At 55.7% G+C, this 25,692-nt stretch carries 25 protein-coding genes and 1 pseudogene; 11 read left to right on the plus strand and 15 right to left on the minus strand.

Annotated elements, in window-relative coordinates; translation table 11 throughout:
* Positions 1–38: 38 nt before the first annotated feature.
* From QQL78_RS16475 to QQL78_RS16495, 5 genes and pseudogenes are all read left to right on the plus strand, one after another.
* Positions 39–692 (plus strand): annotated as a pseudogene (locus QQL78_RS16475) (flagellar hook-basal body complex protein); the annotation flags it as partial.
* 19 nt (positions 693–711) lie between these two features.
* Positions 712–1,497: a flagellar basal-body rod protein FlgG gene (gene flgG, locus QQL78_RS16480; RefSeq protein ID WP_284374929.1), complete on the plus strand. Its 786-nt coding sequence runs from the start codon at positions 712–714 to the stop codon at positions 1,495–1,497.
* Entirely contained in the window at positions 1,497–1,913 is a 417-nt protein-coding gene (flgA, locus tag QQL78_RS16485) for a flagellar basal body P-ring formation chaperone FlgA (protein ID WP_284374931.1), read from the plus strand. Before flgG ends, flgA begins: the two co-directional genes overlap by 1 nt.
* Before the next feature lie 10 nt (positions 1,914–1,923).
* Positions 1,924–2,649, plus strand: coding sequence for a flagellar basal body L-ring protein FlgH (flgH, locus tag QQL78_RS16490; protein ID WP_284374932.1), 726 nt, complete (start codon positions 1,924–1,926; stop codon positions 2,647–2,649).
* Positions 2,650–2,659: 10 nt separating this feature from the next.
* Entirely contained in the window at positions 2,660–3,163 is a 504-nt protein-coding gene (locus QQL78_RS16495; RefSeq protein ID WP_284374936.1) for a flagellar basal body-associated protein FliL, read from the plus strand.
* On the opposite strand, the gene QQL78_RS16500 is transcribed toward QQL78_RS16495, so the two are convergent.
* The 9 genes from QQL78_RS16500 to QQL78_RS16540 all read right to left on the minus strand — a co-directional run bounded on the left by QQL78_RS16500 (position 3,157) and on the right by QQL78_RS16540 (position 12,711).
* Complete coding sequence (locus QQL78_RS16500; protein WP_284374938.1) at positions 3,157–3,579, minus strand: hypothetical protein; 423 nt, start codon at positions 3,577–3,579, stop codon at positions 3,157–3,159. The two genes, QQL78_RS16495 and QQL78_RS16500, sit on opposite strands and share 7 nt — an antisense overlap.
* On the minus strand, positions 3,576–4,661 hold the full coding sequence (locus QQL78_RS16505) for an EscU/YscU/HrcU family type III secretion system export apparatus switch protein (RefSeq protein ID WP_284374940.1): 1,086 nt from the start codon (positions 4,659–4,661) through the stop codon (positions 3,576–3,578). Before QQL78_RS16505 ends, QQL78_RS16500 begins: the two co-directional genes overlap by 4 nt.
* Positions 4,658–5,431 (minus strand): flagellar biosynthetic protein FliR, encoded by a 774-nt coding sequence (locus QQL78_RS16510; protein WP_284374942.1) that lies wholly within the window; start codon positions 5,429–5,431, stop codon positions 4,658–4,660. Before QQL78_RS16510 ends, QQL78_RS16505 begins: the two co-directional genes overlap by 4 nt.
* Positions 5,428–7,452 carry a flagellar biosynthesis protein FlhA gene (gene flhA, locus QQL78_RS16515; protein ID WP_386258939.1) on the minus strand — a complete coding sequence of 675 codons (2,025 nt, stop codon included), beginning with the start codon at positions 7,450–7,452 and terminating at the stop codon, positions 5,428–5,430. The genes QQL78_RS16510 and flhA overlap by 4 nt, the downstream gene beginning before the upstream one ends.
* A 484-nt stretch (positions 7,453–7,936) precedes the next feature.
* Positions 7,937–10,204 (minus strand): hypothetical protein, encoded by a 2,268-nt coding sequence (locus QQL78_RS16520; RefSeq protein WP_284374945.1) that lies wholly within the window; start codon positions 10,202–10,204, stop codon positions 7,937–7,939.
* Entirely contained in the window at positions 10,204–11,073 is an 870-nt protein-coding gene (motA, locus tag QQL78_RS16525; protein WP_284374947.1) for a flagellar motor stator protein MotA, read from the minus strand. Before motA ends, QQL78_RS16520 begins: the two co-directional genes overlap by 1 nt.
* A gap of 69 nt (positions 11,074–11,142) precedes the next feature.
* On the minus strand, positions 11,143–11,763 hold the full coding sequence (locus QQL78_RS16530; RefSeq protein ID WP_284374949.1) for a MotE family protein: 621 nt from the start codon (positions 11,761–11,763) through the stop codon (positions 11,143–11,145).
* Between the two features lie 53 nt (positions 11,764–11,816).
* A complete protein-coding gene (locus QQL78_RS16535) occupies positions 11,817–12,209 on the minus strand; it encodes a hypothetical protein (RefSeq protein WP_284374951.1) in 393 nt (130 codons plus the stop codon).
* 10 nt (positions 12,210–12,219) lie between these two features.
* On the minus strand, positions 12,220–12,711 hold the full coding sequence (locus QQL78_RS16540; RefSeq protein ID WP_284374952.1) for a flagellar basal body-associated FliL family protein: 492 nt from the start codon (positions 12,709–12,711) through the stop codon (positions 12,220–12,222).
* Between the two features lie 120 nt (positions 12,712–12,831).
* Between QQL78_RS16540 and fliF the strand changes: the two genes are divergently transcribed.
* From fliF to QQL78_RS16565, 5 genes are all read left to right on the plus strand, one after another.
* Positions 12,832–14,469, plus strand: a complete 1,638-nt coding sequence (gene fliF, locus QQL78_RS16545) for a flagellar basal-body MS-ring/collar protein FliF (protein ID WP_284374954.1) — start codon at positions 12,832–12,834, stop codon at positions 14,467–14,469.
* Complete coding sequence (locus QQL78_RS16550) at positions 14,469–15,068, plus strand: FliH/SctL family protein (RefSeq protein ID WP_284374956.1); 600 nt, start codon at positions 14,469–14,471, stop codon at positions 15,066–15,068. Before fliF ends, QQL78_RS16550 begins: the two co-directional genes overlap by 1 nt.
* Positions 15,061–15,354, plus strand: a complete 294-nt coding sequence (locus QQL78_RS16555) for a FliM/FliN family flagellar motor switch protein (protein WP_284374958.1) — start codon at positions 15,061–15,063, stop codon at positions 15,352–15,354. The genes QQL78_RS16550 and QQL78_RS16555 overlap by 8 nt, the downstream gene beginning before the upstream one ends.
* Positions 15,355–15,359: 5 nt before the next feature.
* Positions 15,360–16,094 carry a flagellar type III secretion system pore protein FliP gene (gene fliP, locus QQL78_RS16560; protein WP_284374959.1) on the plus strand — a complete coding sequence of 245 codons (735 nt, stop codon included), beginning with the start codon at positions 15,360–15,362 and terminating at the stop codon, positions 16,092–16,094.
* Positions 16,095–16,588: 494 nt separating this feature from the next.
* Positions 16,589–17,389, plus strand: coding sequence for a hypothetical protein (locus QQL78_RS16565; RefSeq protein ID WP_284374961.1), 801 nt, complete (start codon positions 16,589–16,591; stop codon positions 17,387–17,389).
* Positions 17,390–17,527: 138 nt separating this feature from the next.
* Here QQL78_RS16565 and QQL78_RS16570 read toward each other — a convergent pair whose 3' ends face one another.
* From QQL78_RS16570 to QQL78_RS16590, 5 genes are all read right to left on the minus strand, one after another.
* Positions 17,528–18,589: a flagellar basal body P-ring protein FlgI gene (locus QQL78_RS16570; protein ID WP_284375629.1), complete on the minus strand. Its 1,062-nt coding sequence runs from the start codon at positions 18,587–18,589 to the stop codon at positions 17,528–17,530.
* A gap of 38 nt (positions 18,590–18,627) precedes the next feature.
* Positions 18,628–19,632 (minus strand): flagellin, encoded by a 1,005-nt coding sequence (locus QQL78_RS16575; protein ID WP_284374963.1) that lies wholly within the window; start codon positions 19,630–19,632, stop codon positions 18,628–18,630.
* A 4-nt stretch (positions 19,633–19,636) separates the two neighbouring features.
* Positions 19,637–21,091, minus strand: coding sequence for a flagellar hook-associated protein FlgK (gene flgK, locus QQL78_RS16580; protein WP_284374965.1), 1,455 nt, complete (start codon positions 21,089–21,091; stop codon positions 19,637–19,639).
* A gap of 33 nt (positions 21,092–21,124) precedes the next feature.
* Complete coding sequence (locus tag QQL78_RS16585; RefSeq protein WP_284374967.1) at positions 21,125–22,432, minus strand: flagellar hook protein FlgE; 1,308 nt, start codon at positions 22,430–22,432, stop codon at positions 21,125–21,127.
* Between the two features lie 152 nt (positions 22,433–22,584).
* Entirely contained in the window at positions 22,585–23,403 is an 819-nt protein-coding gene (locus QQL78_RS16590; RefSeq protein WP_284374969.1) for an OmpA/MotB family protein, read from the minus strand.
* A gap of 143 nt (positions 23,404–23,546) precedes the next feature.
* On the opposite strand from QQL78_RS16590, the gene QQL78_RS16595 reads away from it, so the two are divergent.
* A complete protein-coding gene (locus QQL78_RS16595) occupies positions 23,547–24,785 on the plus strand; it encodes an MFS transporter (protein ID WP_284374971.1) in 1,239 nt (412 codons plus the stop codon).
* Here QQL78_RS16595 and trhO read toward each other — a convergent pair.
* Positions 24,754–25,644, minus strand: coding sequence for an oxygen-dependent tRNA uridine(34) hydroxylase TrhO (gene trhO, locus QQL78_RS16600; RefSeq protein WP_284374973.1), 891 nt, complete (start codon positions 25,642–25,644; stop codon positions 24,754–24,756). The genes QQL78_RS16595 and trhO overlap by 32 nt on opposite strands.
* Positions 25,645–25,692: the final 48 nt, after the last annotated feature.

A 25,692-nucleotide genomic window follows, 5' to 3' on the forward strand; every position in this document is an offset into this window, starting at 1 on the left:
CGACGTTAAGCCGCCAATCAGGGCTCGCACGGGAAATGCAAATTGTCGCAAATAACATTGCCAATGCTGCGACCACCGGCTTCCGGTCAGAGGGGCTGATTTTCTCCGAATATGTCAAACCGATGGAACGGGGTGCCTCCCTGTCTATGGGGCAGGGCAACGTGCGCAACACCTCATTTGTGCAGGGCGCATTGACCCAAACCAACGGCACCTTTGATCTTGCTATTGAGGGGGATGGTTTCTTTCTCGTGCAAACGCCGGGTGGTGAGCGATTGACGCGTTCCGGTGCCTTCTCACCTTCGGCGGAAGGTGATCTTGTCACCTATGACGGGTATCGTGTGCTGGATGCAGGTGGTGCGCCCATCTTTGTGCCACAGGGTGCGGATATTGCCATCTCATCTGACGGTACCCTTAGCGCTGATGGTAATCCACTGGGCCAAGTTGGGCTGGTCCGCCCGGTGGAGGGGGGCGAAATGATCCGTGAGGATGGCGTGATGTTTCGCGTGGATGCGGGAACTGAACCCTCGGATACAGCCAGAGTTTTGCAAGGCTTTGTCGAAAATTCCAATGTGAATCCCATCGCACAGATTGCCCGCATGATCGAGGTGCAGCGCGCTTATGAGCTGGGCCAGAGCTTTTTGAAAACCGAGGATGAACGGATTCGAACGGCGATGAAATCTTTGATGACTTAACCTGAAATAGGAGCGTTTTATGCGTGCCCTGAAAATAGCTGCCACCGGTATGATGGCGCAACAAATGCGGGTTGAAACGATTTCGAACAACCTGTCGAACATGTCCACCACCGGCTATAATGCCCGCCGGGCAGAATTTGCCGATCTACACTACCAGCAAATGTCGCGGGCCGGGGCGATCAATGCCTCGGATGGAACGGTATTGCCAACCGGTGTCCAATTGGGGCTGGGTGTGCGCCCTGCTGCGATCTCGGTACAGCTTGCCCAAGGCGGGCTTTCACCCACGGGCGGTGATCTGGATGTTGCGATCAACGGTAAAGGGTTTCTTGAGGTGACGCTGCCGTCGGGCCAGACGGCCTATACCCGGGATGGCGGGTTGAAGCGCACGGGCGAGGGGCTGATCGTTACCTCGGACGGTTATCCGGTTGCGCCAGAAATTGTGATCCCGGACGATGCTCGCAACATTTCAATCAACCTTGACGGAGAGGTGTACGCCTATTTCGAAGAAAACGCGGCGGGGCAGTTACTGGGTCAATTCAATTTGACCGGGTTTTCCAATGCCAAGGGTCTTGAGGCGCTGGGCGGTAACCTGTTTTCTGAAACCGAAGCTTCTGGACCGCCACAAATCTCTACGCCTGGCATTGATGGTCTGGGCACACTCAGACAGGGGTATCTTGAGGACAGCTCTGTTGACGCTGTCCGTGAAATCACAGAGCTGATCGAGGCCCAACGCGGCTATGAGATGAACGCCAAGGTTATTTCAGCCGCCGATCAGATGATGGGCGCAACGACGCAGGTGCGGTGATGGCGCGCTGGATCCTTTTGACCGGGTTGCTGGCGCTACCGGCATGGGCTGACGGCGTGGTGCCCACCCGCACAATTCGGGCCGCCGCGATCATTCTGGAAACGGATGTCACGCTGCGCGCAGGTTTGCAAAACAGCGGTTACATGCGCCTTTCCGATGTGGTTGGGCAAGAGGCGCGCGTTGCGCTTTATCCCGGCAGACCGATTGGAATTGACGACATCGGCCCCCCTGCAATCGTGCGTCGGAACCAGCTGGTCAAAGTCTCTTTTTCCACAAGCGGTTTGCAAATCGTCACCGAGGGGCGTGCGCTTGAACGCGGTGCCATCGGTGACCGTGTCCGCGTCATGAACCTGTCTTCCCGCGCCACTGTTTTTGGCCAAGTGCAGCCTGACGGCAGCATAAATGTCAGCCAATAGGAGCCTCCCCATGAAGATTTTCACCGCTATCACGCTTGTGTCAATGTTGCTTTCGGCCTGTTCAAGCACAAACCAAATCGGAAAACCGCCATCCTTTAACCCGGCGATCGAAACGGTTGAGCATTCGGCCATGATCAATCCCGGCCTGCCCTTGAAAGTTGACGAAAAACGTTTGGTCGACCGGGCGTCGCTTTGGTCAGGTACGCGGCAGTCTCTTTTGGGGGACAGGCGGGCCTTGCAACGCGGGGATATCCTGACGGTCGTTGTGGATGTGGATGAAAAGGCCGAAATTTCTAACGCCTCAGATCGTTCCCGCTCAGGTTCAGAAGATTTTGGCGTGCCGGAGTTTATTGGCTTTCCGCAGCGGTTGGGAAACCGGTTTCCCGGTGCCAATCCTGACAGTTTGATCGGGATCAACACATCGTCATCCTCTGGCGGCGACGGGTCGGTCAAACGCAAGGAAAAACTCACCTTGAGGGTGGCTGCGACGGTTGTTGACGTACTGCCGAATGGCGTGCTGTCGATCTCCGGTTCGCAGGAGTTGCGGGTAAACTTCGAACTGCGCGAGCTTTTGGTGACTGGCTATGTGCGACCCGCAGATATCTCGCGTCAGAACGAAATTACCTATGACAAAATCGCTTCTGCGCGGGTGTCCTATGGCGGGCGGGGACAGATCACGGATGTACAGCAGCCAAGATATGGTCAGCAAATTCTAGACGCTGTTCTGCCTTTCTAGGGAATATGAAATGTTGAAGAAAATCCTGCCAATTGTGTTTTTGCTTATCGGTTCGGGTGTGGGGGTTGGGGCCGGTATGGCTCTGCGCCCTGTGCCCGAAGTGGTTGAAGAGGAAATGCCGGATGCAGAAAAGGCAGCAAAAGCGGAGGTGCAAGAGGAGCCACATGGCCCGGACAATCCAGCCCCGGAAATGGATTACGTCAAGTTGAACAATCAATTTGTTGTTCCGATTGTGAAGGACCGCGTCGTGGTGGCGCTTGTGGTTCTTGCGCTAAGCTTGGAAGTGCCGCTCGGCAGTAAGGAAGCGGTATTCCGGCGTGAGCCAAAGCTGCGCGACAGCTTTCTGCAAGTGCTGTTTGATCATGCGAATATCGGTGGTTTTGACGGGGCGTTTACCGAAGCAAACAATCTGGGTGTGTTGCGCAATGCGCTGCGGGAAGTGGGGCAAAAAGAAATGGGGGTTGAGGTAATCAAAGATGTGTTGATCCTTGAAATCGCGCGTCAGGATTATTGATCCGTCACTTTTGACTTCTGCAGCGCCAGATCAATTGCCGTCTGCAGCCTGGCCTTTGCCGCTTTGTTGCGCTGCGTTTTCCTTTCACTCCCAATCAGTTCTTGTAAGGCGACAACCTTGCCAAAGGCTTTTCGTACTTTACCCTGTTCATGTTCCTTGATCGCGAGAACACGGGCCAATTGCATATTAAGCGCTGATTGCGAACGGCTGAGCCATCCTTGCCATAACACATCCGCCCCGATCGCCCGCATGCTGGAAACAGAATCACGCTCGATATCGGTTGCTTGATCGAGGCTTTTGAGACGCCGCAGTTCCTGGCGCAATGCGCTCTCTTCAGCGACAACTTTGGCAAAGACCTGCCTTTGGTGATCGTATTGCGCGGTACTGACCATCAGCAGCTGTTCCAAGTCGGTCATACTTTTCCTTTCGCACGCTGGCGCATGGATTCAGCAAAGCGGATTGCAGCAGCAACCGCACGATAGAAATCCGGAGCGATTTCCTCGCCAATTTCGGTTGTCGCATGTAAAGACCGGGCGGTTGGTGGATCGCTGTGGATCGGCACAGCTGCCTCTTGCGCGGCCTCGCGGATGGCTTTTGCAATTTCATCCACGCCTTTGGCGACACAGATTGGTGCCTCGTTTGGCCGCCTGCTCCAGGTCAGGGCCACGGCATAATGGGTCGGGTTCACGATCACCACATCCGCCTTCGGAACATCGGCCATCATCTGGTTCTGCGATACCGACAAGGCACGTTGCCGGCGCTCCTGTTTCATATGAGGATCGCCTTCTGCATTCTTGGTTTCGTCGGCTATCTCTTTGTGAGACATCATGTTTTTGCGTAGGTGAGCAAAATGTTGATACATTGCGTCCACCGCACCAATGGCACCGGAGATCAGGACGGTCACAAAAAGAAAGGTGATGCAAAGCTCCGCAAGCAGTTGCAAAACCAGATGTGGAGAGGTTTGCAGGACTCCAATCATATCGGCTATACGGCTTTTGATGAAGAGGGCAAGCACAACCGAATATAGCGTCAATTTGGTGAAGCTCTTGAGCCATTCAAATAACCCGTCCCGCCCAAATTTGTTTTTGGCATTTGACAGGATCGAAATGCGGGAGAGCTTCGGGGCGAGTTTACTGGGTGCAAAAACCCAGGCGCGTTGTGCAAAAACGGCCAGAATGACGGCGGCAGCAGGTAAGGCAAACAATGGGCCAAGACCAAAGGCAATCGGCAATATCATACCGGCCATAGGTGCGCGCGCATCGTCGCTGAAAAACAATGGGGCAAGGGTGCCGGCCTGATCGATCATGACCATCAATGATGTGCCCGCCTGACGGATGCCGCTGGCCCCGGCCATAAGAAGGGCAAGCAAAAGCCCGGCATAAGATGCGGCGGTCAACAGGTCGGTTGATTTTGCAATATCCCCTTTCTTGCGCGCCTCCAGTAGTTTCTGCGGCGTTGCGTCAAAGGTTTTTGAGGCGTTGTCTTCCTGCCCGCTCATCTTGGTGTCCAATAGGGGTTGGCAAGATAGTTATCCAATGCCTCCAGCCAGCGTTCCAGCATGAATGACGATGCAAGAAGAAGCACCAGCAGACCACCGGCGGTAATCAGTGGCGCGCCGACAAAGGCGACCATAAGCTGTGGCATCGCCTTGTTGATGACACCAAGCGCCAGATTATAGACGACCGATAATATGACAAAGGGTGCCGCAAGCGTAAATGACAGGGCAAAGGCCTCTGCCACCTTGGACACGCCCCATTCCGAAATAATCTGCGCACCGGGAAATTGACCCATCGGCAGCATTTCATATGACAGGATGACCAATGCGGCAGCCTTGACATGAAGGCCAGACATCACCGCCAATGCGATCCCACCGATGATCAGAATATAGCCCATGGCTGGCAGTGGATCCGCGGCAGCGCCGCCAAGAATTTGGGAAAGGGATGTGGATTGCGCTGCGATTGAACCCGCAGTTTGCAACGCTAGAATAAACAGCCGAATACCAATGCCAAGCGTCAGCCCGGCCACGGTTTCAGTACCAATCAAAAGGGTCAAGGCGTCAAACCCCATGGGCATTGCAAAGCCGGGCACAGCCGGTGCGATGATAAGCACAAAGCACAATATGATCACCAGTTTGACTCGCGCGGGCACCGTACGCTCGCCAAATGCGGGCAGCATGGAGACAATTGGAGCGACCCGTAGAAAAACCGCGAGACCATGCCAGAGATACCGGTTTGCGATGTCCAAAAGCTCTGCCAGGGCGGGTGTCATGCCGCGATCACCCCGACCAGAGAGGGCCGTGCATCAAGGCCGATTTCCTCAAAGGACAGCACAGGTGTTGAAATACCCTTGGCCTGCATCACCGTTCGCAAAAACCGCCGCCGCCGGGTGTTGGTCACCAAAGCGGGATAGATACCATTGTTCCCCGCATCATTTAATTTTTCTGAAGCGCGTTCTGCCAGTTGATTGAACAATTCAGGCGGCAAGGCGATGTCAAATCCGCGGTCGCTTTCGACCTGATAGGTGGCGAATGTATCCTCCCACTCGGGGGCAAGCTGGATCAGGGGCAAGGTCCCATCAGCCCGCCGCATCTCTGCCACCAATTGAAACCCAAGGCGTTGTCGCACATGTTCGCAGATGGCTTCCGGCTGGGCATTTTGGCCGCGCGCCTCGGCAACAGCCTCAAGGATAAGCGGCAGGTTACGAATAGAGACCTGTTCATCAAGCAAGAGGCGCAAAACCGTGTGCAGGACATCAATCGGCACCTTATCGGGGATCATTTCATCCAATAGTTTACGGTTCGCCTCGGCCCGCACCGGGTTGGAAATATTGGACATTTCGTTCAATGTACGCCGTAGGGATTTCAGGCTAAGCAACCTGCTGAAATTGCTTTTGACCACCTCCAGCAGATGGGTTGCAAGAATTTCCGTTGGGGTGACAAGGGTAACACCGGCAAGTACAGCTGTTTCCTGATCCTTGCTATTGATCCATCTTGCGGGGGCACCATAGACCGGTTCGGTCGTATCTGTTCCGTTTGGCAGGGCATTGCTGTCTTCCGGGGCAAGGGCAAGAATCTGATCCGGGTTTAACTCTGCACGGGCCTGTTCGACACCTTGAATGCGGATCACATAGGTGCCTGGCCCCAGCGCAGAATTATCGGTCAACCGGATCTCTGGCAGAATAAGTCCAAAAACCGAGGCCACATGATTGCGCATCTTTGAAATACGTGAATCCAATCCTGTGCCGGGGTCCAGAACCATATTGACCAGATCCGGTGCAAATTCCACATGGATATCGTCCAGCTCCAATATATCACCCATTGATTTTTCCGGCGGTAAACTGTCGGCAGGATCAGTGGTGGGAATCTCTGTCTTTGCCCGTTTGGCGTTGCGATAGGTGATATATGCCGCGACAGACAGACCCAGGCCCCCGATCATAAAGGGCATAAAGGGCAGCCCTGGAAACATGCCAAATGCCAGCATCAGAACGGCCACGGTGGCCAAGGCAGACGGGTGTTTGCCCAGCTGGCTAAACACCGCAAGGTCCGTCGCCCCCTGGGCACCTCCGCGCGCCAGCAGCAGGGCGGATGCAATCGAGATGATCACCGCGGGAATCTGCGAGACCAGACCATCACCCACAGTGAGAATGGCATAGGTTTCGAAAGCCGCGCCAAGGGGCATGTTGTGTACGACAATCCCCATGATCAACCCGGCGACAAGGTTCAACAGCGTGATCAGCAAGCCCGCAATGGCATCCCCTTTGACAAATTTAGAAGCACCATCAAGCGAGCCGAAAAAGGTTGTTTCCAGCTGTTCGCGTTCGCGCCGGTCTCTGGCCTGTTCATGGGTGATGGCCCCGGCCGCCATATCGCTGTCGATCGCCATCTGCTTGCCCGGCATCCCGTCCAGGGCAAACCGTGCGCCGACCTCAGCCATACGTGTGGCACCCTTGTTGATGACCATAAAATTCACAATCAACAGAACGCAGAACACCACAAGCCCCAGAAAGACAGATCCGCCCATCACAAATTGTGCAAAGCTTTCAATGACATCTCCGGCAGCATTGGTGCCGGTGTGCCCCTCGCCGATGATCAGCTTGGTCGAGGATACGTTCAGGGACAATCGCAACATCAGCGACGCCAGAAGGATCGTAGGAAAGGCGGAAAAATCCAAGGGTCGTTCGATGAACAGTGTGACCGTAAAGATTAGGATTGCCAGTGCAAATGAAAGCGCCAGACCAGCATCCAAGACCCAAGCTGGCATCGGCAGGATCATCATCACAATCACCGCCATCAGCGCAACAGCGAGCAGGATTGTGGGGCTGAACAGGTCCTGCGCCGAAAGCGGTTTCAATGTCTACCCCTCCGCGTGATAAGTGAAATTGCGACCTGTCGTTTTGGGCCTGTTGGCCAGAAATGGGTCAATGCACTCTTGCCTGGAAAGGGGTGTTTCACGAAACCGCTGATCGATTTCGCTGCACCTCCTTGCGAGGCCTTCAAAGGCCAAGCCGTTTTTCCGGCATGGCGCGCGGGCTCGACACGATCAGGTTGTGAGGGGTTTTTCGAAACTTCTGCCGGGCCAGGCAGGTGCAAGTATACCAACCGCAACCGCATCAACCGGGCTGCGATGACAAAGGCCAAGCCGAAGAGAGGTCGTCGTTTTTTTTGCATTCTGCATCGCTCCAAATCACCTTCAGTGATGGGAGGACGCTACTCAGGCTTCCTTTACTAAGCGTAACTTTTACGCGGTTGCCACGCGGTTTTGCCGGATTGTCATGTCATTGGGTGACGTCGGTCAGATCAACATTCAGCTCAGGGGCTTGCAATAGATCCAAAAGCGTTTGCCGCGCGGCACTGCTCTCGGTTAATGCCGCCTCGCCACGTGCCAGCATACCGTCAACCTCTGGAGGAACCGCAACCGCGGCATCTGATAAGGCCAGAACCGGCCCGAAGATTGTATTGTCTGAAAGGGCAAAACGTTCAGAATCGTCAGCCAGCCACGCAGCCAGCACCGCCGCTTCGTCGTTATTTGCCAAACGGTAAAGGTCATGTGCTTCTGCATGGGCACCTGCCATTTGTTTCGCCTTCGCGCGCAATAGATCCGCCTCTTCACCCGCTATTTCAATTAGTTCAGCTTGGGCGCGCATCGGTTGTGACAGGTCAAGCGCAATCCGCGCGGCAAGCAATTGCCGTGTGTCACTTCGTGGCTGATCAGCGATGTCAGACAGGATGGTTTGAGCCTGTTCAGCAAATCCCAAATCGAACAATCGCGCGGCAAGAGCCACCTTTTGAAATTTAGGCAATTTGGTGAAATCTTGTGGTGACCGCTCCAATACATATTCGAGAAATACAACATCTTCCGCTGATGCGGTCAGCTCCTCAAATAGGCGCATTTGTAATTTGGTCGCATCCTCTACATCCAGCTTTTTGGATCCCGCAAATGCGTTGTCAAACTGACCAGACCTTGCAAGTGCCAGAACATGTGCCCGCCTAAGCTCAGGACCCAATTCGGTTTGGCTAAGCTCCTTTGCGTAAGCCTCGACCAGATTTGCTGTTTCGGGGGAAATTGGTTGGCGCGCTGCGATCCGGGTATCTACTAAAGCAACGAGCGCCTCGGGCGAGTGCTCCGCGTTGTCATCAGCTACATCCGCCAGGCCATCAGTGGCCTTTTCCACATGCCCTTCATCCAGCGCAATTTCTGCCTGGGCCAGTTTCGCGGAACTTGGCAGTGTTGCCGGCAGCCGTTCCAAGCTGCGCAAGGCTGTCGCGGCAGCACCCGCATCACCATGTGCCAGCAATCGTCGACTAAGGGCAGGTGCAAGAAAGTTGCGAAGATGTATCGGCAGCTTGTTGAGCGACAGTAAAGCCGGACGCGGATCAACTGTATGCTCAACGCCAAGATCCTGACGGGCAAGCATGGCCCAGAGCGCAACATCGGTTTCGCAATCCATCAGTGCGTGCAACATGCTGTCGGGCGGCGCAATACCGGTTTCAAAAATGGATGCGATATCCAACAACATTTTCTGAGAGTGACGCAATTCATCATCCAAGAGCAAAATTTGCCGGGCCTCCGCACCAAAACCATAGTGAATGTACAGCTTTGCCAATTTCAGCGCCGCCTCCCGGTTAAGGTGGTCAAACTCCTGATATAATTCCCGTCGAAGATCGCCGGTTTGTTGGTGAAAGGGTCGGTTGTCGGCCCAGTTCACGATATCCAGAGAGGTATTCGCTGGACAGGTTAACCCGGAGAGGGATTGAGCGTCATCGGCCTTCAGGGCAATACCGGGAACATCCATGCTGGAAGTAACCCGCATGTTGTTAACCACATCATCCGGTGGCACCGGCTTTGGTATCGGCGGCGGCGCGTCGGGAAGTGTGATTGCGCTCAAGTCAACCTGTGCCCGTCGGCCAAGGGGTAGCGGCGGACCCGGTGCGGGGGTTAGCAGGCCGCGGGTTGTTGCAGTGCTCAGCTCGCGTGTCAGACGGCGTTGCACCTCTGCCAGCGACTCCTGTTCGGATTCGGAAAGGGGGGCACGGGCAAGGGTGGGCGAATCAACGGGTTTGATTCTGCTCTGCGGTTTTACCTGGGCAAGCGGCAGGGCCACGTCCATTGCTTGTGGGTCGGCCGTATCTGCCGTTTCCGGGGTCTGATCGATGACAGTGTTCATGGGGATAAAGGCGACCGACCGTTTGACACCTGGCGAGGTAATATCAAGGACAACATACTGCTTTTTATCAATAAATGACGCGACCCGACAGTCACACCCCAAGCGGATGACAAAACCGTTTGGGAGGGGGGTGATGTCTTGCACCCGACCTCGTGAGATAAAGTTGTAGACGGTGCTTACGTCATAACCCTTATCGTAGCCAGAGACAGTGAAGGTAACATCCTGACCGGCATGCATAACTTTCCAATCCAACGAGCCGGGCAGAGGAGCGACCAGTCTACTGTATCCTTCATGTTCTCCTGAACGAACCATTGCCTGTTGTGCCTGCGCTGCGAGCGGAAGCCATAACAACAGCACGATGAAAAGAAAGTGACGCATCAAGCAGCCTCTTGCTTGAGTGCTTTTAAGGCCTCTTCTAAATCAGCAAAACTTGGCCGCCTGTGGGACGGCGTATTCTGACGTCCGACTTCGATACAGATGTTGGTCGCGTGGTTGTGAAGGTTTGCCACCAAAACCTCCCGGATCAATTTGTAGAAGTTTGACTCATCTTCGGTGACACCTTTTACCTTTTCAGCAAAAGGGCCAATGATGGCATAGGCAAGGAAAACACCCAGAAAGGTACCGACCAAAGCCCCGCCGATCATCTTGCCCAGGATCTCTGGCGGCTGGTCAATCGAAGCCATGGTTTTGATAACACCCAGAACAGCGGCAACAATGCCAAGCGCGGGCAGGGCATCCGCCACCATCTGAAGGGCATGACTGGAATGAAGCGCGTGATGTGCATTCGCCTCCATTCGTTTTTCCAGGACCTCCTCAACCTGATGAGGGTCGTCATAGTTCATTGACGCAGACCGCATCGTATCACAGATCAGGGCGACAGCTTCTTTATCTGTCATGATTTTTGGATAATTTGAGAAAATCGAAGACTCCTCAGGCGTTTCGATGTGTTCTTCAATCGCGACCGGGTTTTGGCGCGCGAGGCGGATCAATTCAAAAAGCAGGCAGAGAAGGTCCCGGTAATCATCCGGCTTCCATTTCGGGCCTTTGAAAACCTTACCGACGTCTTTGATGGTATGCTTGACTGCGGCACCATCGTTACTAAGCAGAAAGGCACCGACAGCCGCGCCGCCGATCATCATCATTTCAAAAGGTAACGCCTTGATAATGATGCCCATCTTGCCGCCTGCGGCAACATACCCACCGAAAACCATGATGAAAATCGTGATGATGCCGATGATACCAATCATGGGAACTCCATTACATTCTATTCCATGGGGTACCCTCGCAGAGGGGCGTTAAAAAAGTCTCAGTGATCTTCAGGTTTTTGGCACCGTGGCGTTGCGCCCTGCCAATATTGCGCTGATGGAATATGCGCGTTCCGGCGTGAGCCCTGCCATGATAGCTGCGGCTGCATCCGGGCGCATCCGCCCCAGAAAACCGGCGGCGAATTTCGGCTCCATCGCTTCAAATAACTTGGCCGCATCTTTTGGCTTCATGCTTTCATAGACAGTTGTCAAACGGGTCAGATCGTCCTCCGCCGCGCCATCTGCCAGGGCGATCGTCTGGCGCAGGTTCTCTTCGGCCTGCTCCAAAACGGCCAATCGTTTTGTGATTTCCTGATCCGCCACCGCCAAGGCTTTGCTGCGCATTGCGATCTGGTTTTCCAGTTCCTTAACGCGAACCTCGCGGGCACGCAGTGCTTTCACCAGTTTACCAACCTCGGCGCGATCCGTGGATATATCCGCGATCCCTTGAGGCGCGTTTTTTGTTTCTTCGCTCTGTACCTCTGCTTCAACCGGGGCGGGCTTCATCGCCTCAGCAAAGGCTTTACCTGTGCCGGAACCGACTCGCAAAATGGCAGAAGATACAAGCAATACGGTGAGCAATAGGATGGCACCCCGCCCGGTTCGGCGAAATTTGCGGGTTTTCTTCTTCATATCGGTCTCCTGACAATGAGTGGCACCAATGCGGTTCGAATTTGTCAGACTGCTTAAGCGGGTCGTCTGACAAACATGGGCTGGTTTGGATCCTGCGGTGCTGCCGGAGGTGCCGGCGTGGTTTCCTTACTTGCCTCTTCTTTCGCTGCGGCAGCAGGTGTACCGGGTAAGTCGTGCAGGGATGCCATCTGCATCTCCAGACAACGCGCGGTGTCTTCGGCCCGTTCCACCAGATCCGTGAGGGTCTGCGCCGATTTCGTTGCAGCGCCTTGAGCGGCAGTCAGCGTTTTTCCAAGGTCATCCACCTGTGCCGACAAGACGGCAACCGCCCCGCCAACGCCTTTTTCAAGGTCGTTGAACCGGTTCAACCTACGGCCCAGAACAAAGCAGTAAAACCCGGCACCAATGGCACCCGCGCCTAGGAAAATGTCAGCGATCAGTTCCATATCGAGCCTCTCAATTCAGTACAAATTCCATAATCAGCAGGTCGTTCACCTTGCCGATACCTGTCACAACCTGAACCCTTCGCAGCATCTGGGCTCTTAGACGGGTCAATGACGAAGGATCCTCCAGATCCGCAGGTTCCAATGCGCGAAGATAGCTGTTCAGCACGTCAACCACCCGGGGCAGCAGTTTCTCGACCTCTTCTTTTGCCGCAGGCGCGACCTCAAGATGGGCGCGAAACACCAGATGTTTGGCGTTGGAAGGGGCGCGCATCGAAATGACCAACTGGTCAACCGCGACGTAATCCACATCTGGCCCTGTCACCGCAGGTGGCATTTCGGCTTTTTCGTCGTTTACGTGGTCGTCCCCCCCAAGAATCATCCCGCTGAAGGTGGCATAAAAGCCGCCACCGCCGCCGACCAATGCCAATACCAACCCTATAATCAGGGGTAGTTTCGACTTTTTCGGCGGGGCCTCTTCTTCGTCGGTAGGAGTGTCTGACATCTAAAATCCAATTCCTTCGTTGCACCTCTTATAGGCGGAATTGCACTAACCGAATGTTAAGCCTGATCGTTCATCTGTGCCTCATGTCCTGACAGAAAGTTGGGAGCGACGGAGGCGATTGTGCAGCAATTACTAAAAGTCTGGATGCAGCTCGAATTGCGCCGGCAGATCATCGTTATTCTGGCGACGGCGGCCATGTTTTTTACGGTTATCACCATGTCCCGCATGGCCTCAGCACCCGGTATGACATTGCTTTACGCGGGTCTGGAAAACGGCGCAGCGGGTGATGTGGTGCGGGCGCTGGAGCAACGCGGAATCGCCTTTGAGGTGCGGGGTGGCAGCATCTTTGTCGATTCTCAGGAACGCGACCAGCTGCGGCTGACTCTTGCCAGTGAAGGGCTGCCTGCAAACAGCAATCGGGGGTATGAACTTCTCGACAATCTTACCGGTTTCGGGACGACGTCGCAAATGTTTGACGCCGCCTATTGGCGCGCAAAAGAGGGGGAGCTTGCCCGGACAATTGTTGCAAATCCCCAGATCGCGATGGCCCGGGTCCATATCGCCTCGACCGGCTCCAACCCCTTTCAACGAGGGGTGACACCCAAGGCGTCTGTGTCGATCACCGCAAATGGTGGCGGCGTCACGGGCCAGCAGGCCAAGGCGGTGCGCTATCTCGTTGCTTCTGCTGTGGCTGGCCTTTCACCGGATGACGTTGCGGTCATCGACGCAAACGGGGCCTTGATTGGCCAAACGGATGATGCCGCACCGGCGATTGGCGGCGACGATATTTCCCAGGTCCTGCGTGACCGCGTTCAACGTCTGCTTGAGGCGCGGGTGGGCTTTGGCAACGCGGTGGTCGAAGTCAGCGTTGACACGGTCACGGAAACGGAATCGATCCGCGAACATACATTCGACCCCGAAAACCGGGTCGCAATCAGCACGGACACAGAGGAACGCACTAATACCTCGAAGGATGCTGGCGGTGGGGACGTGACCGTCGCAAGCAATCTGCCCGATCAGGAGGGCGGCGGAGGGGGCGATAGCTCGTCGTCGCAAAACAGTGAAACACGCGAGCGGGTCAACTATGAAGTGTCTGAAACAGAACGTGAAATCCTGCGTGCGCCGGGTGCAATCAAACGGGTAACGGTTGCTGTTTTGGTGAACGAGCCATTGGTCACAGATGCAACTGGCGCACAGGTGCCTGAACCGCGCAGCGAGGAAGAGATGCAGGCGCTGCGCGAATTAGTATCTTCGGCAGTCGGTTTTGACGAAAGCCGCGGTGACATAATCACATTGAAATCAATGGCGTTGCTCGCGGTGCCACCCACTGGCACGATTGCCGAAACCTCTCTTCTCAGCCGCTTTGACCTTGATCTGATGTCAGCCATTCAAATGGCGATCCTCGCACTGGTCACACTTATTCTGGGGCTTTTTGTTGTGCGGCCCGTGTTGTCGCGGCCGGTCACCGACGCCCCGGCGGGCCTGCCAGCGCCAATGGCTGATCGTGGCGAGGCAGACGGCCCGCCAGCTGCCGCGGCGCTTGATGGCGAACTGCCGGACCCTGCTTTTGACCTGCCCCCCCTGAACATGGGCGACGGGTTTTCGGAAGAGTTGGGCGGGCTGCCCGACCTTCCGATGATGGGGGGAAACAGCAGCGATGAACCGGTGGCCCGATTGCGCAACATGATCGGTGAACGGCAAGAAGAAACCGTCGAGATCCTGCGCGGCTGGCTTGAGGATAAAGAGGAGAGTGTTTGATGTCTGTGTCACACCTCTATGAAAGTTTCAGCGGTCGTGCGGCGTCTCCTACGCAACAGGCAGAGCAAGCAGAAGATGAATTTGAAGACGTCAAACTCAATGCTTTTGAATCGGGATACCAGGCCGGTTGGGAGGATGCGCTGAAGGCGCAGGGTGATGCGGAAAACAAGCTGACAGAGGAGTTTCTGCAAAATTTGCAGGATCTTTCCTTCACCTATCACGAGGCGCTCAGCAAGTTGAGCGTTGGCATGAAACCCTTGATGTCTGCGATCGTAACAAAGCTGCTGCCACAGGTTGCGGCGCAAAGTTTGGGTCCGCAGATCATCGAGCAATTCGAAACCCTTATCAAAGATCAAAGCGACACTCTGGTTGAGGTCGCGGTTGCACCCGACAAGCAGCCCGTCATTGAAGCGCTTTTGAAAGAACAGGAAACGGTGCCCTTTACCGTTGTCGCCGAACCCGCGCTAAGCGCCGGCCAAGTTTATTTGCGGGCAGGACAAACCGAGCGCGAGATAAACCTTGATGCTGTCCTTGAGGGCATAACAAGCGGGCTGGTTGCCTTTTTTCACACTGTAGAACAGGAGAACAAACATGGATGAACCGGCATCGGAGAAAAATCCTGCCGCGGACCCTGGCAACCCGTTTACCGGGGTTCCGATTGAGGTCAGCGTCTGTGTGGGCAAGGCACGGCCCCTTATTCGAGAGTTGGTTGCGATGGAGGAAAACGCGCTTTTGACCTTGGACACGCGGGTTGACGATCCGGTGGAACTATATGTTGGTGAACGGCTGATTGCCCGTGGGCTGCTGGAGGAGAAAGAGGATGATCCGCACGGCCAGCTGGTTGTGCGCCTGACCGAAATTATGAAATTGCAGCCGGACTTGTGACGCATATGCGCGCCACCCCCATATTGCTGATCCTGGCACTGACCGCCACCTTTTGTCCTGCTGCGGCGGGAGCGCAGGAATTTTCTGTTTCGCTAGGGGATGACGGCTCTCTATCGGCACGCACGATTCAGCTTTTTGCGCTGATCACGGTTCTCAGCATTGCACCCGGACTGGCAATCATGATCACCTGTTTCCCATTTCTGGTGACGGTCTTGTCCATTCTGCGCCAAGCCATTGGGTTGCAGCAATCTCCGCCCAATATGTTGATTGTCAGCCTGGCATTGTTCCTGACGTATTTTGTGATGGAACCGGTTTTTACCGCGGCTTGGGACAATGGCATCAGGCCACTTACCAACGAAGAAATTGATGCTGAAACTGCTTTTATGCGAACCCTAGAGCCATTTCGCACCTTTATGGCGGCACGTCTTGACCCGGAAACATTTTTCGCAATGGCTGACCTGCGCCCGGATACAATCAATGCCAAACCTGTAGCGGACGCCCCGTTGTCGGTACTGGTGCCCAGTTTTCTGCTGTCCGAAGTCTCCCGCGCCTTTCAGGTCGGTTTCCTGATATTCCTGCCTTTCCTGATCATCGATCTGGTGGTTGCGGCTATTTTGATGTCGATGGGCATGATGATGGTGCCCCCAGCGATTGTATCCTTGCCTTTCAAATTGGCCTTCTTCGTTGTGGCTGACGGGTGGAGCCTGATCGCCGGCAGTTTGGTGAGAAGCTATTTTTGAATTAAATCGCTGTCACATCCAGTTCGGGCATTAACCGCCGGGCAAGGGGGGTGTTGCTAGCTTGCCGCGCAGCTGGGGGAGCATGTGCAGGTGGCAAAGATTTCACAAAGCCGGTGTCGAGTGATACCAAAATGACAGGTTCCGCAAAAATGCTTGCGCTTTTGGCTGTGGGTTGGAGCATGCTTGCAGTTTCCTTGGCACAGGTTTTCCCTGTCACCGCTTTGTCGCTTACACTCGGGACTGTCGTTTTCGCAGAATGTTTCAGCGCCTTGATATCGATACGCGCGTTACCAAACGCGCCCGCACGGGCCCGCGCAGATCAAGACGATTTGGCCGGTGCGTTGCTGGGGTGGGTCCTACTCTGCGTCCAGTTCGCCCTGCTGTTTCACCTTGGGCTTATATCTTTCTTTCAGGGGCAACCGGCCGCCATGCTCTGTTTGCTTGCCCTGACACTGGTTCTTGTGTTGCTAAAACATTTCGCAAAGGCGCATCCGTTGGCTCGGTTTCTGCAAGCGATGCGTCTGGTTGTGCCAACGGCCCTTGCTATCGTCCTTGACCGGATTGGTGGCGCAACTCCGGGCCTTTTCTTGGCAAGCCTTGTGTTAAGCCATTTGGTAACGTTGCTGATCGTCGTGCTACTTGCACGCAAGCCTAGATGTCCATTGCAGCCATCGGCTTATGTCCCGCCATTGCAAGTATTGGCAGCCCATGCGGATCTTTTGCTGGTACCGATTTTACTAAACGGCACTGAGGCGCTGCTTTACATCGCGGCACGCGGGTTGGGCATTGTGGTCACCGGGGTATTGGCCCAGCTGGGCGCGCGCGCGATGCCTGCATTGCTTGCCGCGGGGCAATCACGAAACCAATCCAAGTTTATCACCATTGCTGCACGGCTTAACCTTGGGTTTCTTCTGGTCGGGGGCAGCGCAGGGATTGCTGCCCTTACTGTCGGTCCCTATGTGGCCAAGGTGTTTCATTTAGCAGGTGCCGATTTTCAGGCCGTTCTGCTTTGGGTTGTATTGGGGGCCTGCGCACCATCGATTTTTGGGGCCACAGAAGCGCTTTTACAGATGATTAAAAAGCGGAATTTACTGCTGCTTTCAGATCTTGTTGCTGTTGGTGGTTTCACCAGCGCAATCCTGTTCGTTCCCCAACCTGATGCACTTCTTTTGGCCAAGTGTTTTGCCGTGGTGCAATTGCTCAAAACCGCAGCTTGTGCCGTTTTGCTTGTGCGCCATGCAGGTGTCTGGCCCGGGCTTACCGCCCTTCTGCTGCGCCAGATCAAACTATTCTGAAGGCGATGCCACGGGTACGCGGGCGACACTGATACGGCCGCTTTGCCAAGGACGTCAGCGGTCAATCCCCACTTGGCTTGATGTATTTGCCGCCATGGCCCGTCTGATATCAACGTCGGGAGATAATCAACTGATGGGCTAATGCACCACAAATTCGGCATGCAGGGCACCCGCAGCCTTGATGCTTTTCAGAATATCAATCATGTCGCGCGGTGCTACGCCCAAGGCGTTAAGACCGGCAATGACTTCAGCCAATGACGTCCCCGGCTGCACCTCGGCCAGCGAAATTCCTGCTTCCTCTTCGATGGCTGCATTGGTGCGGGGCACAACAACGGATTCGCCTTCGGAAAACGGGTTGGGCTGCACCACCAGCGGCTGTTCCTGAATGCGAAGTGTGAGGTTGCCCTGGCTGACAGCCACGCGGGAGATGCGCACATCTTCGCCCATGACAATCGTGCCGGACCGCTGATCGACGACCACACGCGCCTTGCGTTCCGGCTCCACCTCAATGTTTTCTATCCGCCCAAGCGCATGTGCAACTGATCGCATCCCCATACCGGGCACGTCCAGTTGCACCGTGCCACTGTCCAGCATCAAAGCAACCCTTTTGCCAAAGTTCCGGTTTATCGCCTGTTCAATCCGCCCGGCGGTGGTAAAGTCGGCCTCGCGCAGGGCCAATCTCAGATCGTTCAGGGTGCTGAGATTGAAGCCAATTTCACGCTCCACCCGTGCGCCGGACGGGATGGATCCAGCCGTCGGCACACCCTGCGTCACTTGACCGGCATCCCCCTCTGCAACTGCGCCACCAGCGATGATGGTCCCTTGCGCCACCGCATAAATCTCACCATCAGCGGCGTTCATTGGTGTCATGACAAGGGTGCCACCCATCAGGCTTTTGGCGTCCCCAATTGCGGAAACTGTCACATCAATCTGCCCACCGGCTCGGGCAAAAGGGGGCAGCGTTGCGGTCACCAATACCGCCGCCACGTTTTTAGGGCGAAATTGTTCCCCGGTCACATTGACGCCAAGCCGTTCCAGAATGTTGGTCATGATATCTTCGGTAAAAGGGGCATTGCGCAGGCCATCACCGCTGCCGTCCAGCCCCACAACCAAACCGTAGCCGACAAGGTCATTGCCGCGCACGCCGTCAAAATCCACAAGATCCTTAATCCGCACCGGACTGGCCCAAGCCATCTGCATGCAGAGCAAAACAGCGACGATTGCTGCGCCCAACGACCTCACAGGAAGTTCACCAGCGAAAGCTGCGACATGCGCACGGTGACGGAATACAGGCTTTGGAGTTGGAACTGCGCCTCTTGCAGCTGTGTTGCCGCCGCATAGGGGTCGATTTTCAACAGATCCACTTTTGCGAAGTCCAGTGCCGTCTGTTCCGCCGCGTTTCGGCTGGCCACTTGATCAATACGTTCTTCAATAAACCCAACGTTGGCGCGCAACGCGATAACGCCTTCCTGACCTGCCATCAAGGCCTGACCAGTTTTGTCGAAAAGTTCTGACTGGCTTTCAACGGTGAAGCCGAAAGTGGGGTCTGTCGCCAATGCGGCGACCGCAGTCAGTTTGAGAACCTCGCGCAGTTTCGGATCGATGGCACGCAGGTCCAGCGAAACCTTGCTGGATTGGGACAGGTTGAACGGCCCAATAGCGTCGGAGGACCCTTGATACATTGTTGCTTCAAACCCGGCGGGATCGGCAAACCATGTTTCAGCATCCGCAAGCAGGTCATCCGGCGTTGCAGCACCGGCAAGCGCCGTGCGCATCGCGGTCAAAAGTGTTTCTGCATCTGCCAAAGGCGGCTGATCTGTCGCCGCGCCGGAAAATAAATATCGCCCGGCAGAATCTGTATTGATCGCGCCGATCATCCCTTCTAACGCATTCTTGGCCTCTGCCACTGTGTTTGATCCGGTCACACCGATGGCGCTGTTTCCTGCAATCAGCAGGCTGGCGGATAGATCCGCGCCAAATTGCCCGACTGCGCCCAAGGCATTTTGGACCGCACCGGCAAAAAGAGAGGCTTCGGTGGTAGCCACAGCATACCCTTGCAGATTGCTGGAACGTTGTTCAATATCAGATAGATAACTGTAATTTCCTGCCAATACATCCCGCACGTCGGCCACCTGTCCAGACGCAAGTTCTGTGGTCAGCCGGTCAATATCCTGTCGTAACGATAAATTGCGCAGCCGCATCGAATAGGACTGCGAAAGGTCACCCAAAGTTGTCGTTGGCATAACTTTATAGCCTCAATATGGTTTGCATCATCTCGTCGACGGCTTCGATCATCCGCGCATTGGCGGCGTAGGATTGTTCGATCATCATAAGGCGTTGAATTTCTTCATCAGTATCTACACCTTCCGCGAACTGCCGTTCTGTAAGTTCGGTAAACCGGGCAGAGGCGAAACTGAGTTCCTGTTCAGCAATGTTGCGCGATGTGCCAATGCTTGACGTGACGGCGGAAACAAGACCGGGAAGGGTAAATGCACCACCAGAAAAGCCACCGCTTCCCGGAACGAGGGCAGCGTTTAATGCACCATTCAGGTTTTGCAGCAGGCTTGGGTTGCCAACCGGGCCAGGGGTTGCAGTGTTCAGACCGTCACGCAATCGCCAGCTGGCACCACCCTGATCGGAATCGACTGCTGCGTTTAACTCCAGCCGGGAAGAAAGCCCGCGCTCGTCGGCCGGGTCAAAAGCCCCACCATTGTCGGTAAACAGGCCCGGATCAGTGGCTGCCAGACTGGGATCCACCGCTGAATCCTGGAAGCGCGTGACAAGATCACGCGCAATTGCATCCACCTGCTCTTGTGCGGTCACGGCCAATTCATCCCGTATCATGAATTGCGCACCGATGGAGCCACCCCGCATCGGTCCGTTCTCCGATCCGGTACGCAGGGGGGTGCCATTCAGCGTAAGGCCTGACAATGTGCCCATATCTACCGACATATAGGGCGTCACAACATTGGAACGGTCAAACGCCAATGTCGCCGCTGTGCCATCCAGCAATACGGCCCCGCCGGTCGTGTACAGAGCGATCTGCCCGTTGTCGCGGGGTACCTCGCGCACCGGAACCATGTTGCTGATGCTGTCGACCAACCCCTGCCGTTGATCTTCAAGCCCCGAGGTGTCGCGACCCCGTGCAAGTTCGGCCGTTATGAGGGTATTGAGGGAAACCATCTGTTCCAACGACACATTCAATCGGTCCACTTGTTCGGAAATCGTGCGATCCGCCGCACCGCGTGCCTCCTGAATGCCAGCTGAAGCTTGGCGCAGGCTTGTGACCAACCCCTGTGCTTCTGATACGGCCATATCCAGTCGTTCGGTGGCATCCGGTCGGCTTGCCGCCGTGATCAATGACCGTTCCAATCCCGCCAGCCGTCCCGAGATCGAGGTGGGATCATCCGGCGTGCCAAGCAGTTGCTCTGTGCGATGAAAGAAATCGGCGGCACCCTGTGCGTGCAGCTGGTCCGCACCGGCCAAGCGTTTGTCCGCGGCAAGGCTTGCGTCAACCACACGTTGGATTCCGTCAATGCGAACGCCGCCCGATGCACCCGTTGCAATCGCTGATAACGCTAAGACCCGTCGCCCATAGCCGGGCGTCAGGGCGTTTGAAATATTGGCGGATACCACCTCTGCCCCGCGCCCGGCGGCGCGTAGGCCCGATAGGGCATTGGTTAAAGCTCCAGAGATTGTCACGGCACTGTTCCCTTTTGGTCAATCTGTTTCAGATCAACGTTTGATGTTGGTGGTTTCCTGAAGCATCTCGTCAACCGTCTGAATAACCTTGGCATTCGAGCTGTAGGCGCGCTGTGTCTGGATCATCGCGGTCAGTTCGCCGGCCACATCTGTTGTCGATTCCTCAAGCGCGAAAGAAAGGACATCACCCGTCGGCCCATCACTCGCGTTCCATAGAAAGAAAGAGCCGCTTTCGACCGAAGGTTGGTATATCTGTTGATCCAATGCGACCATGCCGTTTGGATTTGGCAGATCCACCAAAGGTACCTGATAAATGACGCGGGTGACGCCCGTATCAAAATACGCATAGACATAGCCATTCGGATCAACTTCAACCGATGTCATATTGCCAACCGGCGATCCGTCCTTGGAAATATTCAGCGGGGCAAAACTGTCGGACAGCTGTGTGATCCCATCGCTTTCACCAATTTGGCCAATGTCGATTTCGATCGGTCCACCGGGCACGTTGACAATCACCGTACCGGTTGCCGGATCATAGGCACCGCCTCCGGCACCGGTAGAGGTCACCGATAATAACGTGCCGCCGGAGGTGCGGTCGTCGGAAAATTCAAGTGTGTACTCGCCGATAATTGTAGCAGGATCAGTCGCGTCCCGCATGGTAAGGGTCCAAGTGTTCGATGACCCGGTTGCCGGAACCGTGGGGGTAAAGACCACGTTGATGTTCTCCGAGGTGCCAAGGTTGCCGTAATATTCAACGGACAATTCATTTGGATCACCGTCGCCGCCTGCATCCGTCGAGGTTGCAGGCAGGTTCAGCCCAAGCGTCATGCGTGTCGTAGGCTCTCCCGAGAACTGATTGACGTTGATTTGTACGGGTTCCAGCCCGCCAGCCGTATCGCGTGGAAAGCTGGGGATTGTGCCATCCGGCTGCGCTGGCCAGCCCATGAGGACCAAACCGGATGCCGTGCGTAAATACCCCTCAGAGTCGGTTCGGAATGATCCCGTTGTGGTAAGGAACATCGGCGTATCGCCGTTGGCGACCTGCACCTTCGTGGCTTTCGTCACGGGCAGAAAACCACCCCCCCGCACCGCCAGATCGGTTGCATTGTTTGTTGGTACAATTGATCCACGCTGATCCACCAGCCGTTCGGTGACGGCCCGCACGCCCCCGGCGGAATAGCCACCACCGCGAGAGCCGATAACAAGGGATTGGAAATCCGTACTAACCCTTTTGTAGCCGTAGGTTGAAGAGTTTGCGATATTGTCCGAGATGGTTGCCAACCGTGTGGCATTCGCCAACAGGCCCGCCACCCCGGCATTAAGCGAAGAAGAAATGGTCATAAATCAGACACGCCTTTTTGCTGTATCATTGCTCTTGAACCAACTCATAAACCGCGCTGACTTAACTCCGGCCTAACAGATAAAATGATCCCTATTTGAAACGGACCACCCCAGAGCAAATGCCTGGGGTGGTCCGTTTCATTACTTATGAGTCACCTGGAGGTATTGCGTAGCAGGATCACTTCGATCCGGTTGTTGCGCTTGGCCATCGTATTTTTCTGCACCGGTTTCCGGTTCGCATGGCCGGTAACCCGTTCGATCCGTTTCGGCGCAACGCCAGCATTTTCCAGCAACCGACGTACAGAAGTCGCACGTTGCGCCGATTTCTCCCAGACCGGGCTTTGGGCCAACACGACCGGATCAGAGGCAACATGTCCGCCAATCGCGATGCTATTGGTCACAACCTTGGCTGTTGCGGTAATAAGCGTTGTCAGATCGCGCAGCAGCTGTGTCGGTTCATCGGTGGTCGGATCAAACAGGGGGATGCCCTCCAGTTCGAAAAGTTCGATGACCAATCCCTCATCGGTGATCCGTGTTACGATATGGCGCATGGCGTTTTCCATCACCATGGTTTCGCCCCCGCGCCCCATCAAAAGCTCTTCGATGGCTTTCAGCTCTTCCTCGGCCCCTGCGGCTTCATCTGCACCTGACCCTTCCGTATTGCCGGCCGAAATGCCGCCAGTTCCGGTTTGCGGCAGGGCCTCCTCCGAGAAAATGCTGCTTCCGCCAAAGGCACCGCTGCCCCCGCCAGAAACCCGATTGATCGGGATCGTCGGCGAAAAGTAATCTGCAATACCCTTGCGTTGCTGTTCGGTTGTTGCGTTCAGCAGCCACATCAACATGAAAAAGGCCATCATCGCAGTCACGAAGTCCGCATAGGCGACTTTCCAGGCACCACCGTGATGCCCACCGCCCTTAACAACCTTTTTCCGTTTGATAATGACTGGTGCCGCATTTGCTTGCGCACCCATCTTCATCACCCTTTTTCACCCAGATGCAGGGTTAGCAGACAGGGGGCTAAGGGGAGCTTAACAGTTTCAATTGCTTGTATTTCCTCTTCGCCCTTGCAGGGCATCGCGGAATGGCGCTTGATGCCGTTCGAAAGGGGCCACCTGTGACAGATCAGATAGAAACCGACAGCAGATATTCATGGTTCAGGCTTTGTGTGACCGTTCTGGTCGCGGTTATCGCCAATGCAGGGATGTGGGCGGTTATCGTCATTATGCCTGCGGTCGAGGCTGAGTTTGGCGCAAGCCGCGCGGCGGCTTCCATGCCCTATACGCTCAACATGATCGGCTTCGCGTTGGGCAATTTCGCCATTGGCAGCGCGCTGGACCGCTTTGGCGTGACGCTGTCTCTGATCCTTGCGGCCTTGGGCATTGTTGCGGGGCTGGTTCTCGCGATCCTGTCCCATTCGATTGTTGTGCTTTCTATTGCTCAGCTGATTGTGGGTCTTGCGTCGGCTGTCGGTTTTGGGCCGTTGATTGCAGATATCTCGCATTGGTTTGTGCGCCGGCGCGGGATCGCCGTCGCCCTGGTGGCCAGCGGGAACTACCTGTCAGGTGCGATATGGCCGATGGTTTTGGCCGGCGTGCTGGCAAGCGACGGCTGGCGGGCGGCCTATACCGTGCTTGCCGTGGCAACTTTTGCGGGCGTCATCCCCTTGGCGCTGCTCTTGCGCCGTTCCACCTCGGATGTGACCCGCGAAGCTGCACAAATGGCCTCGACCCTGAACGCCCAATCCTCAGGCGTCAGCCCGCGTGTGCTGGCCTATCTTCTTGGGTTTGCGGGGATCTCCTGTTGTGTGGCCATGTCGATGCCACAGGTTCATATCGTTTCGCTCTGTGTGGATATGGGGTTTGGTCCTGCTGCCGGTGCAGAAATGCTGTCTCTGATGCTGCTGGGTGGCGTGGGATCGCGCATTGTCTCGGGTGTGCTGGCGGATCGTCTGGGCGGGGTGCGCACGTTGTTGATTGGCTCAACCCTGCAATGCCTCGCGCTTTTCCTCTACTTGCCCGCAGGCGGGCTGGTCTCGCTTTACATCGTCAGCCTTGTCTTTGGCTTATCCCAAGGCGGCATCGTGCCCAGTTATGCGCTGATCGTGCGCGAATATATGCCCGCCAAAGAAGCGGGTGCGCGGGTGGGGTTCGTGTTGATGGCGACAATCCTGGGCATGGCGCTGGGCGGCTGGATGTCCGGGCAGATCTATGTCTGGACCGGATCCTATCAATGGGCCTTTATCAATGGCATCATCTGGAACGGCTTTAACATCGCGATCATGCTGTGGCTGTTACTGCGCAGCAAACCACGGGCCCCGCGCCCTACTTCTGCGCCCGCGCCTCTGCCAGCTTGATCTGTTTTTGCCGCTCGCGAAAGCGGTCTTTGTCCCAATCCGTGGTCTGATCAAAACACTTGTGGCAACTCACACCCTGCTCAAACTGGGGGCGCTTCATATCTTCCGGAAGGATCGGCTGGCGGCAGCCGTGGCACAACACATGCTCCCCTTCGACCAAACCATGCCCGACGCTGACCCGCGCATCGAAGACAAAGCAATCACCCTGCCATGTGCTTTCTTCCTGCGGCACCTCCTCAAGATACTTCAGGATACCCCCTTTAAGGTGAAACACATCCTCAACCCCTTGGCCCAACAGGTAGTTCGTTGATTTTTCACAGCGAATGCCACCGGTACAGAACATCGCCACACGTTTGTTGTGAAACCGATCCTTGTTCTGCGCCCACCATTCGGGAAACTCGCCAAAGGTCTTGGTTTTCGGATCAACCGCGCCTTCAAACGTGCCAATCTCCACCTCGTAATCGTTGCGGGTGTCGATCACCACAACATCCGGGCTTTTGATCAACTCGTTCCAATCGGAAGGGGCGACATAGTTGCCCACCTTGCTGGCCGGGTCGACATCAGGTTGCCCCATGGTCACGATCTCGCGCTTCAATCGCACTTTCATGCGCGGAAACGGCGGCGTTTCGCTGGTGGCCTCTTTCCATTCCAGCCCGGCGCAACCGGGCAGGGCACGCAGATGGGCGATCACCGCGTCAATGCCTGCGCGCGACCCCGCAATCGTGCCATTCACCCCTTCACCCGCCAACAACAAGGTGCCTTTGACGCCCTGTGCCAGACAAAGATCCAGCAACGCAGGTTTCAGCGTGGCAGGGTCGGGAAAGCGGGTAAAGTGATATAAGGCGGCAATTGTGTACATGGGCGCTGAAATAGGCCCCAAAGGGGCTATTTTGCAAGGGGGCGCTGG

Origin of the sequence: Sulfitobacter pacificus, from assembly GCF_030159975.1 — a bacterium.
Classification (GTDB): domain Bacteria; phylum Pseudomonadota; class Alphaproteobacteria; order Rhodobacterales; family Rhodobacteraceae; genus Sulfitobacter; species Sulfitobacter pacificus.

What these genes read in the sequence shown, in the direction of transcription:
- QQL78_RS16500 (WP_284374938.1), bottom strand. Translation starts at nt 3,579, where the DNA reads ATGACCGACTTGGAACAGCTGCTGATGGTCAGTACCGCGCAATACGAT.
- flgH (WP_284374932.1), top strand. Translation starts at nt 1,924, where the DNA reads ATGAAGATTTTCACCGCTATCACGCTTGTGTCAATGTTGCTTTCGGCC.
- QQL78_RS16570 (WP_284375629.1), bottom strand. Translation starts at nt 18,589, where the DNA reads ATGCAGATGGCTTGGGCCAGTCCGGTGCGGATTAAGGATCTTGTGGAT.
- QQL78_RS16535 (WP_284374951.1), bottom strand. Translation starts at nt 12,209, where the DNA reads ATGGAACTGATCGCTGACATTTTCCTAGGCGCGGGTGCCATTGGTGCC.
- QQL78_RS16510 (WP_284374942.1), bottom strand. Translation starts at nt 5,431, where the DNA reads ATGACACCCGCCCTGGCAGAGCTTTTGGACATCGCAAACCGGTATCTC.
- QQL78_RS16555 (WP_284374958.1), top strand. Translation starts at nt 15,061, where the DNA reads ATGGATGAACCGGCATCGGAGAAAAATCCTGCCGCGGACCCTGGCAAC.
- QQL78_RS16530 (WP_284374949.1), bottom strand. Translation starts at nt 11,763, where the DNA reads ATGAAGAAGAAAACCCGCAAATTTCGCCGAACCGGGCGGGGTGCCATC.
- motA (WP_284374947.1), bottom strand. Translation starts at nt 11,073, where the DNA reads ATGATTGGTATCATCGGCATCATCACGATTTTCATCATGGTTTTCGGT.
- QQL78_RS16495 (WP_284374936.1), top strand. Translation starts at nt 2,660, where the DNA reads ATGTTGAAGAAAATCCTGCCAATTGTGTTTTTGCTTATCGGTTCGGGT.
- flgA (WP_284374931.1), top strand. Translation starts at nt 1,497, where the DNA reads ATGGCGCGCTGGATCCTTTTGACCGGGTTGCTGGCGCTACCGGCATGG.
- QQL78_RS16590 (WP_284374969.1), bottom strand. Translation starts at nt 23,403, where the DNA reads ATGGGTGCGCAAGCAAATGCGGCACCAGTCATTATCAAACGGAAAAAG.
- QQL78_RS16520 (WP_284374945.1), bottom strand. Translation starts at nt 10,204, where the DNA reads ATGCGTCACTTTCTTTTCATCGTGCTGTTGTTATGGCTTCCGCTCGCA.
- QQL78_RS16540 (WP_284374952.1), bottom strand. Translation starts at nt 12,711, where the DNA reads ATGTCAGACACTCCTACCGACGAAGAAGAGGCCCCGCCGAAAAAGTCG.
- QQL78_RS16550 (WP_284374956.1), top strand. Translation starts at nt 14,469, where the DNA reads ATGTCTGTGTCACACCTCTATGAAAGTTTCAGCGGTCGTGCGGCGTCT.
- flhA (WP_386258939.1), bottom strand. Translation starts at nt 7,452, where the DNA reads ATGGCGGTGATTGTGATGATGATCCTGCCGATGCCAGCTTGGGTCTTG.
- trhO (WP_284374973.1), bottom strand. Translation starts at nt 25,644, where the DNA reads ATGTACACAATTGCCGCCTTATATCACTTTACCCGCTTTCCCGACCCT.
- QQL78_RS16585 (WP_284374967.1), bottom strand. Translation starts at nt 22,432, where the DNA reads ATGACCATTTCTTCTTCGCTTAATGCCGGGGTGGCGGGCCTGTTGGCG.
- fliP (WP_284374959.1), top strand. Translation starts at nt 15,360, where the DNA reads ATGCGCGCCACCCCCATATTGCTGATCCTGGCACTGACCGCCACCTTT.
- QQL78_RS16505 (WP_284374940.1), bottom strand. Translation starts at nt 4,661, where the DNA reads ATGAGCGGGCAGGAAGACAACGCCTCAAAAACCTTTGACGCAACGCCG.
- QQL78_RS16575 (WP_284374963.1), bottom strand. Translation starts at nt 19,632, where the DNA reads ATGCCAACGACAACTTTGGGTGACCTTTCGCAGTCCTATTCGATGCGG.
- flgG (WP_284374929.1), top strand. Translation starts at nt 712, where the DNA reads ATGCGTGCCCTGAAAATAGCTGCCACCGGTATGATGGCGCAACAAATG.